This is a genomic window from Pseudomonas sp. SC11, from assembly GCF_047039205.1.
Lineage (GTDB): Bacteria > Pseudomonadota > Gammaproteobacteria > Pseudomonadales > Pseudomonadaceae > Aquipseudomonas > Aquipseudomonas boreofloridensis.
On record NZ_CP178183.1, the window covers coordinates 135,295 to 152,854 of the forward strand.

At 63.9% G+C, this 17,560-nt stretch carries 14 protein-coding genes; 12 read left to right on the forward strand and 2 right to left on the reverse strand.

What is annotated here, in order from left to right:
- Nucleotides 1-163 precede the first annotated feature (163 nt).
- Complete coding sequence (hemB, locus tag ACK2SD_RS00665; protein WP_039581910.1) at nt 164-1,174, forward strand: porphobilinogen synthase; 1,011 nt, start codon at nt 164-166, stop codon at nt 1,172-1,174.
- A 19-nt stretch (nt 1,175-1,193) separates the two neighbouring features.
- Entirely contained in the window at nt 1,194-3,437 is a 2,244-nt protein-coding gene (gene ppk1 / locus ACK2SD_RS00670; RefSeq protein ID WP_412461102.1) for a polyphosphate kinase 1, read from the forward strand.
- A gap of 122 nt (nt 3,438-3,559) precedes the next feature.
- Here ppk1 and ppx read toward each other — a convergent pair whose 3' ends face one another.
- Nucleotides 3,560-5,062, reverse strand: coding sequence for an exopolyphosphatase (ppx, locus tag ACK2SD_RS00675; protein WP_295484063.1), 1,503 nt, complete (start codon nt 5,060-5,062; stop codon nt 3,560-3,562).
- 273 nt (nt 5,063-5,335) lie between these two features.
- Between ppx and trxA the strand changes: the two genes are divergently transcribed.
- From trxA to ACK2SD_RS00700, 5 genes are all read left to right on the forward strand, one after another.
- Nucleotides 5,336-5,665 (forward strand): thioredoxin TrxA, encoded by a 330-nt coding sequence (gene trxA, locus ACK2SD_RS00680; RefSeq protein WP_412461103.1) that lies wholly within the window; start codon nt 5,336-5,338, stop codon nt 5,663-5,665.
- A 306-nt stretch (nt 5,666-5,971) separates the two neighbouring features.
- The gene (gene rho, locus ACK2SD_RS00685) at nt 5,972-7,231 is read left to right on the forward strand and encodes a transcription termination factor Rho (RefSeq protein WP_039581904.1); all 1,260 of its coding nucleotides are present in this window, start codon (nt 5,972-5,974) and stop codon (nt 7,229-7,231) included.
- A 167-nt stretch (nt 7,232-7,398) separates the two neighbouring features.
- A complete protein-coding gene (ubiD, locus tag ACK2SD_RS00690) occupies nt 7,399-8,862 on the forward strand; it encodes a 4-hydroxy-3-polyprenylbenzoate decarboxylase (protein ID WP_412461104.1) in 1,464 nt (487 codons plus the stop codon).
- A gap of 4 nt (nt 8,863-8,866) precedes the next feature.
- Nucleotides 8,867-9,835 carry a CDP-6-deoxy-delta-3,4-glucoseen reductase gene (locus ACK2SD_RS00695; protein WP_039581898.1) on the forward strand — a complete coding sequence of 323 codons (969 nt, stop codon included), beginning with the start codon at nt 8,867-8,869 and terminating at the stop codon, nt 9,833-9,835.
- Nucleotides 9,836-10,189: 354 nt separating this feature from the next.
- Nucleotides 10,190-10,840: a gamma-glutamylcyclotransferase gene (locus ACK2SD_RS00700; protein ID WP_029614735.1), complete on the forward strand. Its 651-nt coding sequence runs from the start codon at nt 10,190-10,192 to the stop codon at nt 10,838-10,840.
- Between the two features lie 3 nt (nt 10,841-10,843).
- Here the strand turns inward: ACK2SD_RS00700 and ACK2SD_RS00705 are convergent, their stop codons facing one another.
- Nucleotides 10,844-11,728, reverse strand: coding sequence for a LysR family transcriptional regulator (locus tag ACK2SD_RS00705; RefSeq protein ID WP_304482949.1), 885 nt, complete (start codon nt 11,726-11,728; stop codon nt 10,844-10,846).
- A 137-nt stretch (nt 11,729-11,865) separates the two neighbouring features.
- Here ACK2SD_RS00705 and ACK2SD_RS00710 point away from each other — a divergent pair, with 137 nt between their 5' ends.
- The 5 genes from ACK2SD_RS00710 (at nt 11,866) to ACK2SD_RS00730 (ending at nt 17,376) form a co-directional block, all read left to right on the forward strand.
- Entirely contained in the window at nt 11,866-13,356 is a 1,491-nt protein-coding gene (locus tag ACK2SD_RS00710; RefSeq protein ID WP_412461105.1) for an aldehyde dehydrogenase family protein, read from the forward strand.
- Nucleotides 13,357-13,434: 78 nt separating this feature from the next.
- Nucleotides 13,435-14,721 (forward strand): NAD(P)/FAD-dependent oxidoreductase, encoded by a 1,287-nt coding sequence (locus tag ACK2SD_RS00715; RefSeq protein ID WP_412461106.1) that lies wholly within the window; start codon nt 13,435-13,437, stop codon nt 14,719-14,721.
- Nucleotides 14,722-14,829: 108 nt separating this feature from the next.
- Nucleotides 14,830-15,411, forward strand: coding sequence for an alpha/beta hydrolase (locus ACK2SD_RS00720; protein WP_039581886.1), 582 nt, complete (start codon nt 14,830-14,832; stop codon nt 15,409-15,411).
- 47 nt (nt 15,412-15,458) lie between these two features.
- Nucleotides 15,459-16,406: a sigma 54-interacting transcriptional regulator gene (locus ACK2SD_RS00725; protein WP_039581885.1), complete on the forward strand. Its 948-nt coding sequence runs from the start codon at nt 15,459-15,461 to the stop codon at nt 16,404-16,406.
- 184 nt (nt 16,407-16,590) lie between these two features.
- On the forward strand, nt 16,591-17,376 hold the full coding sequence (locus ACK2SD_RS00730) for a MetQ/NlpA family ABC transporter substrate-binding protein (protein WP_029614738.1): 786 nt from the start codon (nt 16,591-16,593) through the stop codon (nt 17,374-17,376).
- The last annotated feature ends 184 nt before the right edge of the window (nt 17,377-17,560 follow it).

The following is a 17,560-nucleotide window of genomic DNA, read 5'->3' on the forward strand; positions in this document are numbered from 1 at the left end:
GTCCGGGGGAAAGTGTCCAAATGTGTCTCAAAGTGAACATTTCCTACACGCTAGTGCCCTGCGGCTACAGGTCGCAGGGTTGCCCTTCCCTGTAACCTAGGCGTCATAATGGACGCTTATAACTGTCGCGCTAGCCCGCCTGCGCGGGCTTCAGGAGTCTGCCGTGAGCTTTACCCCCGCTAACCGTCTGTTTCCTGCCACCCGCCTGCGTCGCAACCGCCGGGACGATTTCTCCCGTCGGCTGGTTCGCGAGAACACCCTGACCGTCGATGACCTGATCCTGCCGGTGTTCGTCCTGGACGGCGAGAACCGCCGCGAGGACGTGCCGTCGATGCCCGGCGTCGAGCGTCTATCGATCGACCTGCTGCTCGAAGCGGCGCAAGGCTGGGTGGAGCTGGGCATTCCGGCGCTGGCGCTGTTCCCGGTCACGCCGGTGGAGAAAAAGACCCTCGACGGTGCCGAGGCGTGGAACCCTGAAGGTATCGCCCAGCGTGCCACCCGTGCCCTGCGCGCGCGCTTCCCGGAACTGGGCGTGATCACCGACGTCGCCCTCGACCCGTTCACCACCCACGGCCAGGACGGCATCCTCGACGAGGAAGGCTACGTACAGAACGACATCACCGTCGATGCCCTGGTACGTCAGGCGCTGTCGCACGCCGATGCGGGCGCCCAGGTGGTGGCACCGTCGGACATGATGGACGGCCGCCTGCAGGCCATCCGTGAAGCCCTGGAGCTGGCCGGGCACGTCAACGTGCGCATCATGGCCTACTCGGCCAAGTACGCCAGTGCCTACTATGGCCCGTTCCGTGACGCGGTCGGCTCGGCGCTGAACCTGGGCAAGGCCAACAAGGCCTCCTACCAGATGGACCCGGCCAACAGCGACGAGGCCCTGCACGAAGTGGCCACCGACCTCGCCGAAGGCGCCGACATGGTCATGGTCAAACCAGGCATGCCGTACCTGGACATCGTTCACCGGGTGAAGACCGAATTCCGCGTGCCGACCTTCGTGTATCAGGTCAGCGGCGAATACGCCATGCACATGGCCGCCATCCAGAATGGCTGGCTCAGCGAAGCGGTCATTCTCGAATCCCTCACCGCTTTCAAACGGGCCGGCGCCGATGGCATCCTCACCTACTTCGCCGTGCGTGCCGCTCAATTGTTGAGAGGGCAGTAACGCCCTCACAGGAACTCAGATGAATAACGAAGTGCTCACCGCTGTCGAGATCAAACACGCCAAGGCCCTGCCGGAGGAGCTGGTGCAGACCCCGCCGGACCTGCCGACGGCGCCTGAGCCGGAGCCGGAACCGGCTGTCGAGGCCGCCGCGCCGGCGCCGGCCCCGGCTCCAGCCATTGCGGTGCCGAGCCTGGACGACAGCAGCCTGTACATTCATCGTGAGCTCTCGCAGCTGCAGTTCAACATCCGCGTGCTGGAACAGGCGCTGGACGAGTCCTACCCGCTGCTGGAGCGTCTGAAGTTCCTGCTGATCTTCTCCAGCAACCTCGACGAATTCTTCGAGATCCGCGTGGCGGGCTTGAAGAAGCAGATCAATTTCGCCCGCGAACAGGCCGGCGCCGACGGTTTGCAGCCGCACCAGGCGCTGGCGCGGATCAGCGAACTGGTGCACATCGAGGTCGACCGTCAGTACGCGATCCTCAACGATGTGCTGCTGCCGGAGCTGGAGAAACACCAGATTCGTTTCATTCGTCGCCGCTACTGGACGCCCAAGCTCAAGACCTGGGTGCGCCGCTACTTCCGCGACGAGATCGCGCCGATCATCACGCCCATCGGCCTCGACCCGACCCACCCGTTCCCGCTGCTGGTGAACAAGAGCCTGAACTTCATCGTCGAGCTCGAAGGCGTCGATGCCTTCGGTCGCGACTCGGGCCTGGCCATCATCCCGGCGCCGCGTCTGCTGCCGCGGGTGATCCGTGTGCCGGAAGAAGTGGGTGGCGCGGGCGCCAATTACGTCTTCCTGTCGTCGATGATCCACGCCCACGCCGACGACCTGTTCCAGGGCATGAAGGTCAAGGGCTGCTACCAGTTCCGCCTGACCCGTAACGCCGATCTGGCACTGGATTCCGAAGAGGTCGACGACCTGGCCCGCGCGCTGCGTGGCGAGCTGTTCTCGCGTCGCTACGGTGACGCGGTACGCCTGGAAGTTGCCGACACCTGCCCGAAACACCTGTCGGACTACCTGCTCAAGCAGTTCAGCCTGAGCGAGAGCGAGCTGTATCAGGTCAATGGACCGGTCAACCTGACCCGCCTGTTCAGCATCACCGGCCTGGACAGTCACCCGGAGCTGCAGTACGCGCCGTTCACCCCGGCCATTCCCAAGACCCTGCAGAACGCCGACAACCTGTTCAGCGTGATCAGCAAGCAGGACATGCTGCTGATGCACCCGTTCGAGTCCTTCACCCCGGTGGTCGACCTGCTGCGCCAGGCCGCCAAGGATCCGCATGTGCTCGCCGTGCGCCAGACGCTGTATCGCTCCGGCGCCAACTCCGAGATCGTCGATGCACTGGTCGACGCAGCGCGTAACGGCAAGGAGGTCACGGCGGTGATCGAGCTGCGTGCGCGCTTCGACGAAGAGTCCAACCTGCAGATGGCCAGCCGCTTGCAGGCCGCGGGCGCCGTGGTGATCTACGGCGTGGTCGGGTTCAAGACCCACGCCAAGATGATGCTGATCCTGCGCCGCGAGCAGGGCGAGATCGTTCGCTATGCGCACTTGGGTACGGGTAACTACCACGCCGGCAACGCGCGTCTGTACACCGACTACAGCCTGCTGACCTCCGACGACGCCCTCACCGAGGACGTCGGCAAGCTGTTCAGTCAGTTGATCGGCATGGGCAAGACGTTGCGCATGAAGAAGCTGTTGCATGCGCCGTTCACCCTGAAGAAGGGCATGCTCGACATGATCGCCCGCGAGACGCAGTTCGCCCTCGACGGCAAGCCGGCGCACATCATCGCCAAGTTCAACTCGCTGACCGATGCCAAGGTGATCAAGGCCTTGTACAAGGCCAGCCAGTCGGGTGTGAAGATCGACCTGGTGGTGCGCGGCATGTGCTGCCTGCGGCCAGGCATCGCCGGGGTGTCGCACAACATCACGGTGCGCTCGATCATCGGTCGCTTCCTGGAGCACACCCGGGTGTTCTACTTCCTCAATGGCGGCGACGAGCAGATCTACCTGTCCAGTGCCGACTGGATGGAGCGCAACCTCGACAAGCGCGTCGAGACCTGCTTCCCGGTCGAGGGCAAGAAGCTGCTGCTGCGGGTGAAGAAGGAGTTGGAAAGCTACCTGACCGACAACACCCAGGCCTGGACGCTGCAGCCCGACGGGCGCTATGTCCGTAGCACGCCGACCGGCAACCAGAACCCGCGCAGCGCCCAGGCGACATTGCTGGAGCGCCTGAGCAATCCGGTGTTGAACGTACGCTAGCCGCGCAGCGGTAGGGCGGTGGCAGCGGCGCTTCGCCGCTGCGACTGATATCCAGCAAAGCGCGTCGCGGGGCCTGACACCGGCCAGGCCGGTGTTCGCGGCACCCGGCCGCTTGCACAGGTTCAGCGAACGCTGAGAATGAACCCCACCCGCGCCAGCCACTCGGCTTCGTTGGCGAAGTCGGCCTGGGTCAGTTGGTTCTGTTCCAGCCAGCCTTCGGGGAAGACCACTTCCAGGCTGTCGTCGTCAGCCTTGAGTTCCACCTTGGGCATCTGCTGGGTGCCGCGAATATGGTGGAAGAGAATGGCGAAGCGCAGCAGCACGCACAGGCGGATCAGCTTCACGCCGTCGTCACCGAATTCGGCGAACTTGTCCTTGGGAATGTTGCGGCGGTGGCCACGCACCAACAGCGCCAGCATCTGCTGGTCTTCGCGGGAGAAGCCTGACAGATCGGAGTGCTCGATCAGGTAGGCGCCGTGCTTGTGGTAGTGGTAATGGGCGATGTCCAGACCGATTTCATGCACCTTCGCCGCCCAGCCCAGCAAGTCGCGCCAGTTGCCGTCTTCCAGGTCCCAGGCCTTGGCCACCTGGTCGAAGGCGTGCACAGCTTTGCGCTCCACGCGCGCGGCCTGACCCTGATCGACGTGGTAGCGCTCCATCAGCGAGTTCAGGGTGCGCTCGCGCACGTCCTCGTGGTGATGGCGCCCCAACAGGTCGAACAGCACGCCTTCGCGCAGGGCGCCGTCGCAGTGGTCCATGCGCTGCAGTTCCAGGGCGTCGAAGATCGCTTCGAGAATCGCCAGGCCCGCCGGGAAGATCGCGCGGCGGTCAGGCTTGACCCCTTCGAAGTCGATCTTGTCGACCTCGCCGAGCTTGAACAGCTTGCGCTTGAGCGAGGCCAGTCCTTCGGCGTTGACTTCGCCGCTGCCCTGGCCGTTCGCCTTGATCGCCGCACCGATGGCCCGAATGGTGCCGGAAGAGCCGATGGCCTCGTCCCAGGTCAGGCGGTGCAAGGCGTTTTCAATGCTCATCAGTTCCAGGCGCGCAGCGGTGTAGGCCTGGGCATAGCGTGCCGGAGTGACCTTGCCGTCGCGGAAATAGCGCTGGGTGAAGCTCACGCAGCCCATCTGCAGGCTCTCGCGCAGCAAGGGTTCGAAGCGCTGGCCGATGATGAACTCGGTGCTGCCGCCGCCGATGTCGGCCACCAGGCGTTTGCCCGGCGTGTCGGCCAGGGTGTGCGACACACCCAGGTAGATCAGGCGGGCCTCTTCACGACCGGAGATGACTTCCACCGGATGGCCAAGGATGGCCTCGGCGCGCTGGATGAACGCGTTGCGGTTGCGCGCTTCACGCAGGGCGTTGGTGCCGACGATGCGCACGGCACCGGCGGGCATGCCGTTGATCAACTGGGCAAAGCGCTTGAGGCACTCGAGGCCGCGCTGCATGGCTTCTTCGCTGAGCAGGCGGTCTTCGCTGATGCCGGCGGCCAACTGAACCTTCTCCCCCAACCGTTCCAGAATGCGGATCTCGGTATGGTGGGCCTTGGCCACGACCATGTGGAAGCTGTTGGAGCCAAGGTCGATGGCGGCGATCAGGGACAGGTTCTTCGCGGTGGTATGCGGCATATCTGGTTGTTCTCGGTCGATAACCCGGCAATCCTGACATGATCGCAGGCTGACGCCAACGCGCGGCATGGCAAGGGTTGACGCAAGGCAATGTGCGGATGGCCTGCATGACTGCTCGATGAAGGCCTGGAACGGATCCTATGACGCTTGTATGACAGTTTCATTCACAGCGTCTTGCCCAACTATAGTGACACTCAATCGCTCGCGACTTCCGATAGGCCGTGGGTACGGCTATGATGGGCCACTTTTTTCGCTTTCGACCTGGAGAACGCCATGAGCAGCGATCTGATCAAACACGTCACCGACGCCACTTTCGAGGCCGAAGTGCTCAAGGCCGAAGGCCCTGTACTGGTGGATTACTGGGCTGAATGGTGCGGCCCCTGCAAGATGATCGCCCCGGTGCTGGACGACATCGCTTTGAGCTACGATGGCAAGCTGACCGTCGCCAAGCTGAATATCGACGATAACCAGGAAACACCCGCCAAGCACGGCGTGCGTGGTATCCCGACGCTGATGCTGTTCAAGAACGGCAACGTCGAAGCGACCAAGGTAGGCGCGCTGTCCAAGTCGCAACTGACTGCGTTCATCGACGCCCACCTGTGATGTGAGGCGCCCCGCCGACGCTTGATGCTGTGCGCATGAGCGTGTCGGGGCTGCTTCGTGGCAAGTCTTGGGTGAACCGCGTCTCCCGTCCCCTGGGTCCGGTTTCCACCGTCAAAACCACTAGACGCCCAAAAAAGCAAGTGTTACATTCGGCCTCGCACTGCTTCTCCAGTGCCCTCTGCATGCCGTCGCCGACGCACTCCCAATTCGAATCAGTACGCGATCCTGTCGCCAATCTAGCGGCGCGGCTTCATTAAGCCAGAAGCTTAATTCCCCCCCTTCTTACATGATTACGTCACTCCCCTTATGAACCTGACAGAACTCAAGCAAAAGCCGATTACCGATCTGCTGGAAATGGCCGAACAGATGGGCATCGAAAACATGGCCCGTTCGCGCAAGCAGGACGTGATTTTCGCCCTGTTGAAAAAACACGCCAAGAGCGGCGAAGAAATCTCGGGTGACGGCGTGCTGGAGATTCTCCAGGATGGATTCGGTTTCCTGCGTTCGGCAGATGCCTCGTACCTGGCCGGCCCTGACGATATCTACGTCTCGCCCAGCCAGATCCGCCGCTTCAACCTGCGCACCGGCGATACCATCGTCGGCAAGATCCGTCCGCCGAAGGAAGGGGAGCGTTACTTCGCGCTGCTGAAGGTCGATACCATCAACTTCGACCGTCCGGAAAACGCGAAGAACAAGATCCTCTTCGAAAACCTGACGCCGCTGTTCCCCAATCATCGCCTGAAGATGGAAGCCGGTAACGGCTCCACCGAAGACCTCACCGGTCGAGTCATCGACCTGTGCGCGCCCATCGGCAAAGGTCAGCGCGGCTTGATCGTCGCCCCGCCGAAAGCGGGCAAGACCATCATGTTGCAGAATATCGCGGCCAACATCACCCGCAATAATCCCGAGTGCCACCTGATCGTCCTGCTGATCGACGAGCGCCCGGAAGAAGTGACCGAGATGCAGCGCACCGTGCGCGGCGAAGTGGTCGCCTCGACCTTCGACGAGCCGCCGACCCGCCACGTGCAGGTCGCCGAAATGGTCATCGAGAAGGCCAAGCGCCTGGTCGAGCACAAGAAGGACGTGGTCATCCTGCTGGACTCCATCACCCGTCTGGCCCGTGCCTACAACACCGTGATTCCGAGCTCCGGCAAGGTGCTCACCGGTGGTGTCGACGCCCATGCCCTGGAAAAGCCCAAGCGCTTCTTCGGCGCCGCCCGTAACATCGAGGAAGGCGGCTCGCTGACCATCATCGCCACCGCGCTGGTCGAGACCGGCTCGAAGATGGACGAGGTCATCTACGAAGAGTTCAAGGGTACCGGCAACATGGAACTGCCGCTGGACCGTCGCATCGCCGAGAAGCGTGTGTTCCCGGCCATCAACATCAACAAGTCCGGTACCCGCCGCGAAGAACTGCTGACTGCCGACGACGAGCTGCAGCGCATGTGGATCCTGCGCAAGTTGCTGCATCCGATGGACGAAGTGGCGGCCATCGAGTTCCTCATCGACAAGCTCAAGCAGACCAAGACCAACGATGAGTTCTTCCTGTCGATGAAGCGCAAGTAAGCGTTTCATCGCGGCAAAAGTGGGGGCCGCTACGTGTTTCATCGCCGGTGAACCTGCTCCTGACGGGGCGGTTCACCGGCGACGAAGCAGGTAGCGGCCCCCACTCATTTCAGCCAAACACGTTACACTCTGCACCCCGACCGATACGGCCAACATGAGGCTCACGCATGCAGTATCGCGATCTACGCGACTTCATTCGCGGCCTGGAGCAGCGCGGCGAACTCAAGCGCATCCAGGTTCCGATCTCGCCCATTCTGGAAATGACCGAAGTCTGCGACCGCACGCTGCGGGCCAAGGGCCCGGCGCTGCTGTTCGAAAAGCCCACCGGCTTCGACATGCCGGTGCTCGGCAACCTGTTCGGCACGCCCGAGCGTGTGGCCATGGGCATGGGCGCCGAGTCGGTGAGCGAGCTGCGTGAGATCGGCAAGTTGCTGGCCTTCCTCAAGGAGCCCGAGCCGCCGAAAGGCCTGAAGGATGCCTGGTCGAAGCTGCCGATCTTCAAGAAGGTCGTGTCCATGGCGCCGAAGGTGATCAAGGACGCGGTGTGCCAGGAGGTGGTGGTCGAGGGTGAAGACGTCGACCTGTCGCAACTGCCGATCCAGCACTGCTGGCCGGGTGACGTCGCGCCGCTGATCACCTGGGGGCTGACCGTCACCCGTGGTCCGAACAAGGACCGACAGAACCTGGGTATCTACCGCCAGCAGGTGATCGGTCGCAACAAGGTCATCATGCGCTGGCTGAGCCACCGTGGCGGTGCGCTGGACTACCGCGAATGGTGCGAAAAGCATCCGGGCCAGCCGTTCCCGGTCGCCGTGGCGCTGGGTGCGGACCCGGCGACCATCCTCGGCGCGGTGACACCGGTGCCCGATACCTTGTCGGAATACGCCTTTGCCGGCCTGCTGCGCGGCAACCGTACCGAACTGGTCAAGTGCCGTGGCAACGACTTGCAGGTGCCGGCCACCGCCGAGATCATTCTCGAGGGCGTGATCCATCCGGGCGAGATGGCCCCCGAAGGCCCCTATGGCGACCACACCGGCTACTACAACGAAGTGGACAGCTTCCCGGTGTTCACCGTCGAGCGCATCACTCATCGGCACAAGCCGATCTACCACAGCACCTACACCGGCCGTCCGCCGGATGAACCGGCGATTCTGGGCGTGGCGCTGAACGAGGTGTTCGTACCGATCCTGCAGAAGCAGTTCCCCGAGATCGTCGACTTCTACCTGCCGCCCGAAGGCTGCTCGTACCGCATGGCCGTCGTGACCATGAAGAAGCAGTATCCGGGGCACGCCAAGCGCGTCATGCTGGGCGTGTGGTCGTTCCTGCGACAGTTCATGTACACCAAGTTCGTTATCGTCACCGACGACGACATCAACGCCCGCGACTGGAACGACGTGATCTGGGCCATCACCACGCGCATGGATCCCAAGCGTGATACGGTGATGATCGACAACACGCCGATCGACTACCTCGACTTCGCGTCGCCGGTATCGGGCCTGGGGTCGAAGATGGGCCTGGATGCCACCCACAAGTGGCCGGGCGAGACGACACGCGAATGGGGCCGGGTCATCGTCAAGGACGATGCCGTCACCCGCCGCATCGATGAGCTGTGGGACCAGTTGGGAATATAGAGTGATGCAGGTGACCTTGCAGCCGTCCGGCGCGGTACTGTCCGTGCAGCCGGGCGAAAGGATTCTGGAAGCAGCGCGGCGCTTGGGTTACGAGTGCCCGAGCAGTTGCCGCAACGGCAACTGCCATGTGTGCGCGGCATTGCTGGTGGAAGGGCGGGTACGCCAGGACGGCGAGGTCCGCGATCAGGGTGAGCTGTTCACCTGCATCGCCGAGCCGCTGGAAGACTGCGTGCTGTTGTGGGATGGGGTGTTGGCACTCGGTGAACTGCCCGTGCGCGCGCTGGCCTGCAGCGTCAGCGAATGCGTCGAGGTCGGCGGCGATGTCTGGCGCGTGCGCCTGCGCGCGCCGGCTGGCAAGCTGCCGCGCTATCACGCCGGGCAGTACCTGCTGATCGAGCGCGACGGTGCGGACAAGGCCGCGTTTTCCCTGGCCTCGGCGCCCCACGCCGGACGGGATCTCGAACTGCACGTGCTGGCCCGCGAGCGCAGCGCCGTGCAATTGATCGAGCAGTTGCAACGCACGGGCATGGCGCGCGTCGAGCTGCCGTTCGGCGATGCCCATCTGGCCGAGCTGCCCGACGGTCCGTTGGTGCTGATCGCCGCCGGCACCGGCATGGGCCAGATGCACAGCCTGATCGAGCATTGCCGTGCCCACGGCTTCGAGCACCCGGTCCACCTTTACTGGGGCGTGCGGCGCCCGGATGAGTTCTACGCCATCGAGCACTGGGCGCAGTGGCAGCGCCTGCCCAATCTGTTCCTGCACAAGGTGGTCAGCGACCTGTGTGGCTGGGAGGGACGCTGCGGGCTGTTGCACGAGGCGGTGCGCGAAGACATCGCCGACCTCAACAGCGTGCATGTGTATGCCAGCGGCTCGCCGAACATGGTCTATGCCACGCTCGATGCCCTGGTGGAAGCGGGCATGGATGCACACCGCATGCGCGCCGACGTCTTCGCCTACGCCCCGCGCAATTGAAGCGACGGACGTGTCGCAATGACACGTCCGCAGTAATAACCAAAGTTGCAGGCGTCGATTATAAGGTCGCCATTATTACTGGATGCATGAATAACTTTTAATCTATTCATAACCGTCGTTCCGGCTGTCGGTATTGTGCATAAAACTGTGTTCTCGGGGCTTGAGATACTCTGCGCAATTGACTTAAGTTATGCGCATGGACTTCACCCAGCGTCGTATGCGCTGCCCCAGACGGCCAGCGGGCGCTGGCGGTGCAAGTTCTTGGGCTCTGTCCGAACTGTATCTGCACTCGCCCATACTGCGTTCAAACAGACCCCAGTCCATGCTTTGCACAGGAAACAACGGCGGCAGCCTATGTCGGTACTTGAAAGTTCTAAGTGGCAAGTGTCCTATCCCCCTTCGCTGGATTTCGGCCAGCAACTGACCCCCGATCAACTGCATCTTTCGATGCAGGCGACCATGTCCCGTCATGAAGGCGGGCCGGTGTGGCTGTTCGCCTATGGCTCGCTGATCTGGCGTCCGGAATGCGATTCGGTGGAGCGCCGGCGCGCGCGCGTGCATGGCTATCACCGCGGTTTGTACCTCTGGTCCCACGAGCACCGCGGCACGCCGGAATGCCCAGGCCTGGTGTTCGGGCTCGACCGCGGCGGCTCGTGCAGCGGCTTCGCCTATCGCCTGGAAGAGCGCTGCCTGGAAGATTCCTTGCGCGCCTTGTGGCAACGCGAGATGCCGTTCCCGGCGTATCGTCCGCACTGGCTGACTTGCCGCCTGGACGACGGCAGCAAGGTACAGGCGCTGGGCTTCGTACTCGAGCGCCACCTGCCGTGCTACGCCGGCAACCTGCCCGACAGCCTGCTCAGCCAGATCCTCGCCAATGCCAAGGGCCGCTTCGGCACCACGCGCGACTACGTGGAACAGACGCTCAAGGCCCTGCGCACGCACCAGATGCCCGACCGTGGCCTGGAGGCGCGTTTCCAACGCTGCCACGACGCCCGCCACGCTTGAAGCTCACTGGCCGACGCCGATCCACTCCACCAGTGCCCGGACCTTGGGCACTTCTGCCGCATGCTCGGCGTAGGCCAGATAGTGCTTGCCCGGGCTTTGCATCGCATGCTCCCAGGCGATCACCAGGCTGCCTTCGGCCAATTCGCGGCTGGCCAGGTAGCGCGGCACCAGCGCGACGCCGCAACCCGACTGAGCGGCACTGAGCGCCATGTAGAAGGTATCGAAGCGCGGCCCCTGGTAGCTGTTGTCGGTGTGCAGGCCCTGCTCCAGGAACCATTCATGCCAAGCCTCGGGCCGCGAGGTGCTTTGCAGCAATACCCTCGCCGCCACATCGGCCGGACCCTTCAGCGCCCCCTCGCTGAGCAGCTCCGGCGCGCACACCGGCACCACCTCCTCGCCGAACAACTCGATGCAGGTCGCGCCGGGCCAAGTCCCTCGTCCATAGAAGAACACCACATCGGCCGAGCCTTGCAGCAAGGCGAAGGGCTCCATCTCGTTGCGGATGTCCAGGTGAATGTTCGGGTGGCGCTTGCCGAAGCCCTTGAGCCGGGGGATCAGCCAGCGCACGCCGAAACTCGGCTGGGTGGCGACCTTGAGCACTTCGGTCTGCTCGCCGTAGGTCAGGACGTAGCGGCTGGACATGTCCAGCTGAGTGAGGATCTTGTTCACCTCGGCCAGGTACAACGCGCCGGCCGGGGTGAGCTGCAAGCGCCGGCGGATGCGCAGGAACAGGTGATGGCGCAGCAGCTCTTCGAGCTGCGCCACCTGTTTGCTCACCGCGCTCTGGGTCAGGTGCAACTCCTGCGCGGCACGGGTGAAGTTCAGGTGGCGAGCCGCCGCCTCGAAACACTGCAGGGCCGTCATCGACGGGACCAGGCGCTTGGACATGGTTGTTCTCGAGGCAGTCAACCATTCCCGAGGGGAATGATTAGAGGAATAAAGGTCATTTGTGGCAGCGAAGCAATCCGATTAATACTGATTGCCAGTCACTTTTCAACTGTCCAAACGATTCCAGGAGAAGCACCATGGTTACTGGATTGCTCGAGCGTCTCGGCGTTGCCGCTGCGGATTACACCCAAGGCGAACACCCTGTCCACACGCCGATCGACGGCAGCCGCATCGCTTCGGTGACACTGCTGGGCAAGGACCAGACCGTGGCCTGCATCGACCGTGCGCAGCAAGCCTTCGAGCGCTGGCGCGATGTGCCGGCCCCGCGCCGTGGCGAGTTGGTGCGCCTGTTCGGCGAGGTGCTGCGGGCGCACAAGGCCGAATTGGGCGAACTGGTGAGTATCGAGGCGGGCAAGATCACCCAGGAAGGCTTGGGCGAAGTCCAGGAGATGATCGACATCTGCGATTTCGCCGTCGGCTTGTCGCGTCAACTGTACGGCCTGACCATCGCCTCGGAGCGCCCCGGCCACCACATGCGTGAATCCTGGCACCCGTTGGGTGTGGTGGGCGTGATCAGCGCGTTCAACTTCCCGGTGGCGGTGTGGGCGTGGAACACCACGCTGGCGCTGGTGGCGGGCAACGCCGTGGTATGGAAGCCTTCGGAGAAGACCCCGCTGACTGCCTTGGCCTGCCAGGCGCTGCTGGGCCAGGCGCTGGACGCCTTCGCCGATGCGCCGCAGGGACTGAGCCAACTGGTGATCGGCGCCCGTGAAGCCGGCGAGGCCCTGGTCGACGACCCGCGTGTCGCGTTGATCAGCGCCACGGGCAGCACCCGCATGGGCCGCGAAGTGGCGCCACGGGTGGCCGCGCGCTTCGGCCGCTGCATCCTGGAACTTGGTGGCAACAATGCCATGATTCTCGCCCCCAGCGCCGACCTGGACCTGGCCGTGCGCGGCATCCTGTTCTCCGCCGTGGGTACCGCAGGTCAACGCTGCACCACCCTGCGCCGACTGATCGTCCACCGTTCGATCAAGGACGAAGTGCTCACTCGCCTCAAGGCCGCTTACGCCAAGGTGCGTATCGGTGATCCCCGCCAGGACAATCTGGTCGGTCCGCTGATCGACCAGCAGTCGTTCGACGCCATGCAGGGCGCGTTGGCCCAGGCCCGTGACGAGGGGGGTGCCGTGTTCGGCGGCGAGCGGCAACTGGCCGAGCGCTATCCGAATGCCTACTACGTGGCGCCGGCCATCGTCGAGATGCCGACCCAGAGCGCGGTGGTGCGTCACGAAACCTTCGCGCCGATTCTCTACGTGCTGGCCTACGACGATTTCGACCAGGCCTTGCACCTGAACAACGCCGTGCCGCAGGGCCTGTCGTCGTGCATCTTCACCACCGACGTGCGCGAGGCCGAGCGCTTCCAGAGCGCCTCCGGCAGCGATTGCGGCATCGCCAACGTCAACATCGGCACCAGCGGCGCCGAGATTGGCGGCGCCTTCGGCGGTGAGAAGGAAACCGGTGGTGGACGCGAGTCCGGCTCGGATGCCTGGAAAGGCTACATGCGCCGGCAGACCAACACCGTGAACTACTCCCGCGAGTTGCCGCTGGCGCAGGGCATCGTCTTCGACTGAGCGATCTGAATACGGGGCCCGGCGTCGGTCCGCGCCCCTGCAAGGCTAGGACAAGAACAACATTGCAGGAGCCGGGCCATGTCCGATCTGCGTCAAGCCTGTCTGTGGGAAACGATCACCCGGCCAAGCGTCGCCGTCCAGCCTCTGGCCGGCGAGCGGCGGGCCGATGTCTGCGTGATCGGCGCTGGCATCACCGGGTTGTCAGCGGCGTTGCACGTGCTTGAGCAAGGCCGTTCGGTGGTAGTGCTGGAAGCGCACGAAGTCGGGCGTGGCGGCTCCGGGCGCAATGTCGGCCTGGTCAACGCGGGCACGTGGATTCGTCCCGACGATGTCGAGGCGACCTTGGGGGCCGAACGTGGCGGGCGACTGAACCAGGTGCTCGGCCAGGCGCCGGCCGAGGTCTTCGCCCTGATCCAGCGTCTGGGCATCGAGTGCCAGGCCAGGCACCAGGGCACCCTGCACATGGCGCACAACGCGGCCGGCATTGCCGATCTGCAGGCGCGCCAGGCGCAATGGCAGCGACGCGGCGCCGATGTGCAACTGCTGACTGGCGCCGCCTGCCGCGAATACTGCGGCACCGAGCAGATTGCCGCCGCGCTGCTCGACCGCCGCGCCGGCACTCTCAATCCCATGGCCTACACCCAAGGGCTGGCCGACGCCGTGCAGCGGCTGGGCGGCGTGCTGTTGCAGCAGTCGCCGGTGCAGGCGCTGGTGCGTGACGGCGACGGCTGGCAGGTGACAACTGCCGGCGGTAGCGTGCGGGCGCAGCAGGTGGTGATCTCGACCGGCGCCTACACCGAAGGCGACTGGAACGTGCTGCGCAAGCAGTTCTTTCGCGGCTACTACTACCAGATCGCCTCGAAACCGCTGCAGGGGGCGGCGGCGGACCAGATCCTGCCCCACGGTCAGGGTTCGTGGGACACCCGCACCGTGCTCAGCAGCATCCGTCGCGACGACCAGGGCCGCCTGCTGCTCGGCAGCCTCGGGCGGGTCGACAACAAGCCAGCCTGGTTCGTGCGCCGCTGGGCCGACCGCATCCAGCGTCACTACTTCCCGGAACTGGGCCAGGTGCCGTGGGAGATGCACTGGACCGGCTGCATCGACTTCACTCCCGATCACCTGATGCGCCTATTCGAGCCGGCGCCGGGGGTGGTGGCGGTGACCGGCTACAACGGCCGGGGCAACACCACGGGCACGGTGATCGGGCGCGCCTTCGCCGAGTTTCTGCTCAAGGGCGACCACCAACACCTGCCCATTACCTTCTCGCCGATGAAGCCGGTCAGCGTGCCGTCGTTGCGTACGCTGTTCTACGAATCAGGCTTCTCGCTGTATCACGCGGGGCAGTGTCTGCGGGTCGTGCTGTAGGTGAATAATGATTTTGGTTATTAATAAATAGCTTCTTATTCCTTTGAGAATATAACTGTCTCCTTATACTGGTGCCCCAAGACACCCCAGTTCCAAGGAGGCGACCCCATGCGCAGTGCATCCATTCGTTACCTGATTGTGCCGGGCTGGCAAGGATCGCCAGACAATCACTGGCAGAGCCATTGGCAGCGCAGCCTGCCCAACAGCGTCAGGGTCGAGCAACTGGATTGGCTGACGCCGCAGCGCGGCGATTGGGTGGCGGCGCTCGACCAGGCCATCGTCGCCGAGCGTTCGCCGGTGATCCTGATCGCCCACAGCCTGGGTTGCATCACCGTGGCCCATTGGGCGGCGCAGGCCAGCCCGAGCGCGCTACGTCAGGTCCACGGCGCCCTGCTGGTGGCGCCGGCGGATGTGGAGCGGCCGACCTGCGCGGCGGCGTTGCGCAATTTCGCACCCATTTCCACGCAGCCGTTGCCGTTCCCCAGCCAGGTGGTCAGCTCGGACAACGACCCGGCCGTGAGTGTGCCGCGCGCACTCGCCTTGGCCAGCGCCTGGGGCGCGGAGGTCGGGCTGCTGAGCAATGCCGGGCACATCAACGTCAAGTCCGGCCACGAACGTTGGGAGCAGGGCTTCGCCTATCTTTTCCGGCTGCAAGGGCGTATCGACCAGCAGGCCCTGCGTCGCGCCTGAACACGCTTTTCACCGTTGCACCGCGCGCTGCGGGGCGGGAGTCTGCCATGAGTTTCAATCACCCTTTTGGCCAGCCGTTGCTGACCTTTCCCGAGCTGGACAAGAGCCCACTGAGCATCCGCGCCAAGGCGCTGGTGTTCGTCGATCCGCGCTCGCAGCAACTGCGTGAGGCGCTGGAGCGCCTGGCGCCACAGCCGCTGCCGGTGTTGATCCGCGGTGAGACCGGCACCGGCAAGGAGTTGTTGGCGCGGCAGATTCACCGCGCCAGCGACCGTGCCGGGCTGTTCGTTTCGGTCAACTGCGCAGGCATCAGCCACACCTACGCCGATGCCGAGCTATTCGGCTACAGCGCCGGCATTCATGGCGGCAGCGCCAGCAGCCGTGCCGGCTGGTTCGGCTCGGCCAACGGCGGCACCTTGTACCTGGACGAGATCGGCGATTTGCCACTGACGATCCAGGGCAAGCTGCTGGCCGCCTTGGAGAATCGCGAGGTGACGCGGGTCGGCGCGCAGCAGCCGCAGGCGGTGGACGTGCGCCTGGTCGCCGCCTCCAGCATCGACCTGGCCCAAGCGGTACGCGCCGGGCGCTTCAATGAACGGCTGTACCTCTACCTGCACGAAGGTGAGCTCGAGCTGCCGCCGCTGCGCGATCGGGTCGGTGACATCCTGCCGTTGGCCGAGTATTTCGTCGGTATCTACAGCGCCCGCCTGGAGCGGGGCGTGGCGCTGATCAGCGAGGCCGCGCAGCAGGCGCTGGAGGCGCACAGTTGGCCGGGCAATACCCGCGAGCTGGAGAACGTCATTCACTTCGCCTTGCTGCAGGCCGAGGGTGAGGAAATCCTGCCGCAGCACCTGGACCTGCCGGACCGTTCGCCTCTGGCCAGCCTGGAGACGCGGCTGTCCCAGTTGGGCCGCAGCCGCGAGCCGCAGACGCTCGCCGCACTGCGTGCACTGCTGCAGAAATATCTGACCGAGCTCAAGCCTGGCGCGGGCTAGAGGGGATTCAAAGTGCTCAGAAGCGAAAGCCATGATGGCTTTTTGTTTTTGGAATAAGCATTGAATTAAAAGATATTGTTAGGGCATAAAAATTACCGGTATTGTCCGCTCCACGCCCGCCGCTTGCGGTGCGGCACCTGAATTCGCCATCGTCGATGGCCTAGGCTCAAGAACAAGGATCACCATGAAGAAGACCCTGCTGACCACGGCGTTCGCCGCTGCGCTGTCCCTGTCTGGCCTGTCCCAGGCGGCCGAGAAACTGGTGGTGGCGGCCACGCCCGTGCCCCACGCCGAAATCCTCGAGCTGATCAAGCCGACCCTGGCCAAGGAAGGGGTGGATCTGGAGATCAAGGTCTTCACCGACTATGTGCAGCCGAACGTACAGGTGGACCAGAAGCGCCTGGATGCCAACTACTTCCAGACCCTGCCGTACCTGAAGAACTTCAACGAAGGCAAAGGCACCCATCTGGAAACCGTGGTCGGTGTGCACGTCGAGCCCTTCGGCGGTTACTCGAAAAAGGTCAAGAGCCTCTCCGAGCTGAAAGACGGCGCCACCGTCGCCATCCCCAACGAGGGCAGCAACAGTGGCCGCGCTTTGCTGCTGCTGCAGAAGGCCGGGCTGATCACCCTGAAAGACCCGAGCAACGCCCTGGCCACACCGAAGGACATTGCCCAGAACCCGAAGAAGCTCAAGTTCCGCGAGCTCGAGTCGGCCATGCTGCCGCGTGTGCTGGATCAGGTCGACCTGGACATGATCAACACCAACTATGCACTGGAAGCGGGCTTGAATCCGGCCAAGGACGCCCTGGTGATCGAGGGCAGCGACTCGCCTTACGTCAACTTCCTGGTCGCCCGTCCTGACAACAAGGACAGCGATGCCATGCAGAAGCTGGCCAAGGCCCTGACCAGCCCGGAAGTGAAAGCCTTCATCGAGAAGAAGTACCAAGGCGCAGTGCTGCCAGCGTTCTGATTCGCCGCTTCAGCGCTCCACCGGAAAACGCCGACGCTTTTGCGTCGGCGTTTTCGTTTGTGGAAACACAGGGCGAGTAACACTCAGCGCGCGCCGTTCAGCGCCTTGTACAGGGCCAGCAGCCATTGCAGTTGTTCAGGGGTGGCAGGAGGAGTGGTGTGGGGCATGGGATCATCGCTCAAGG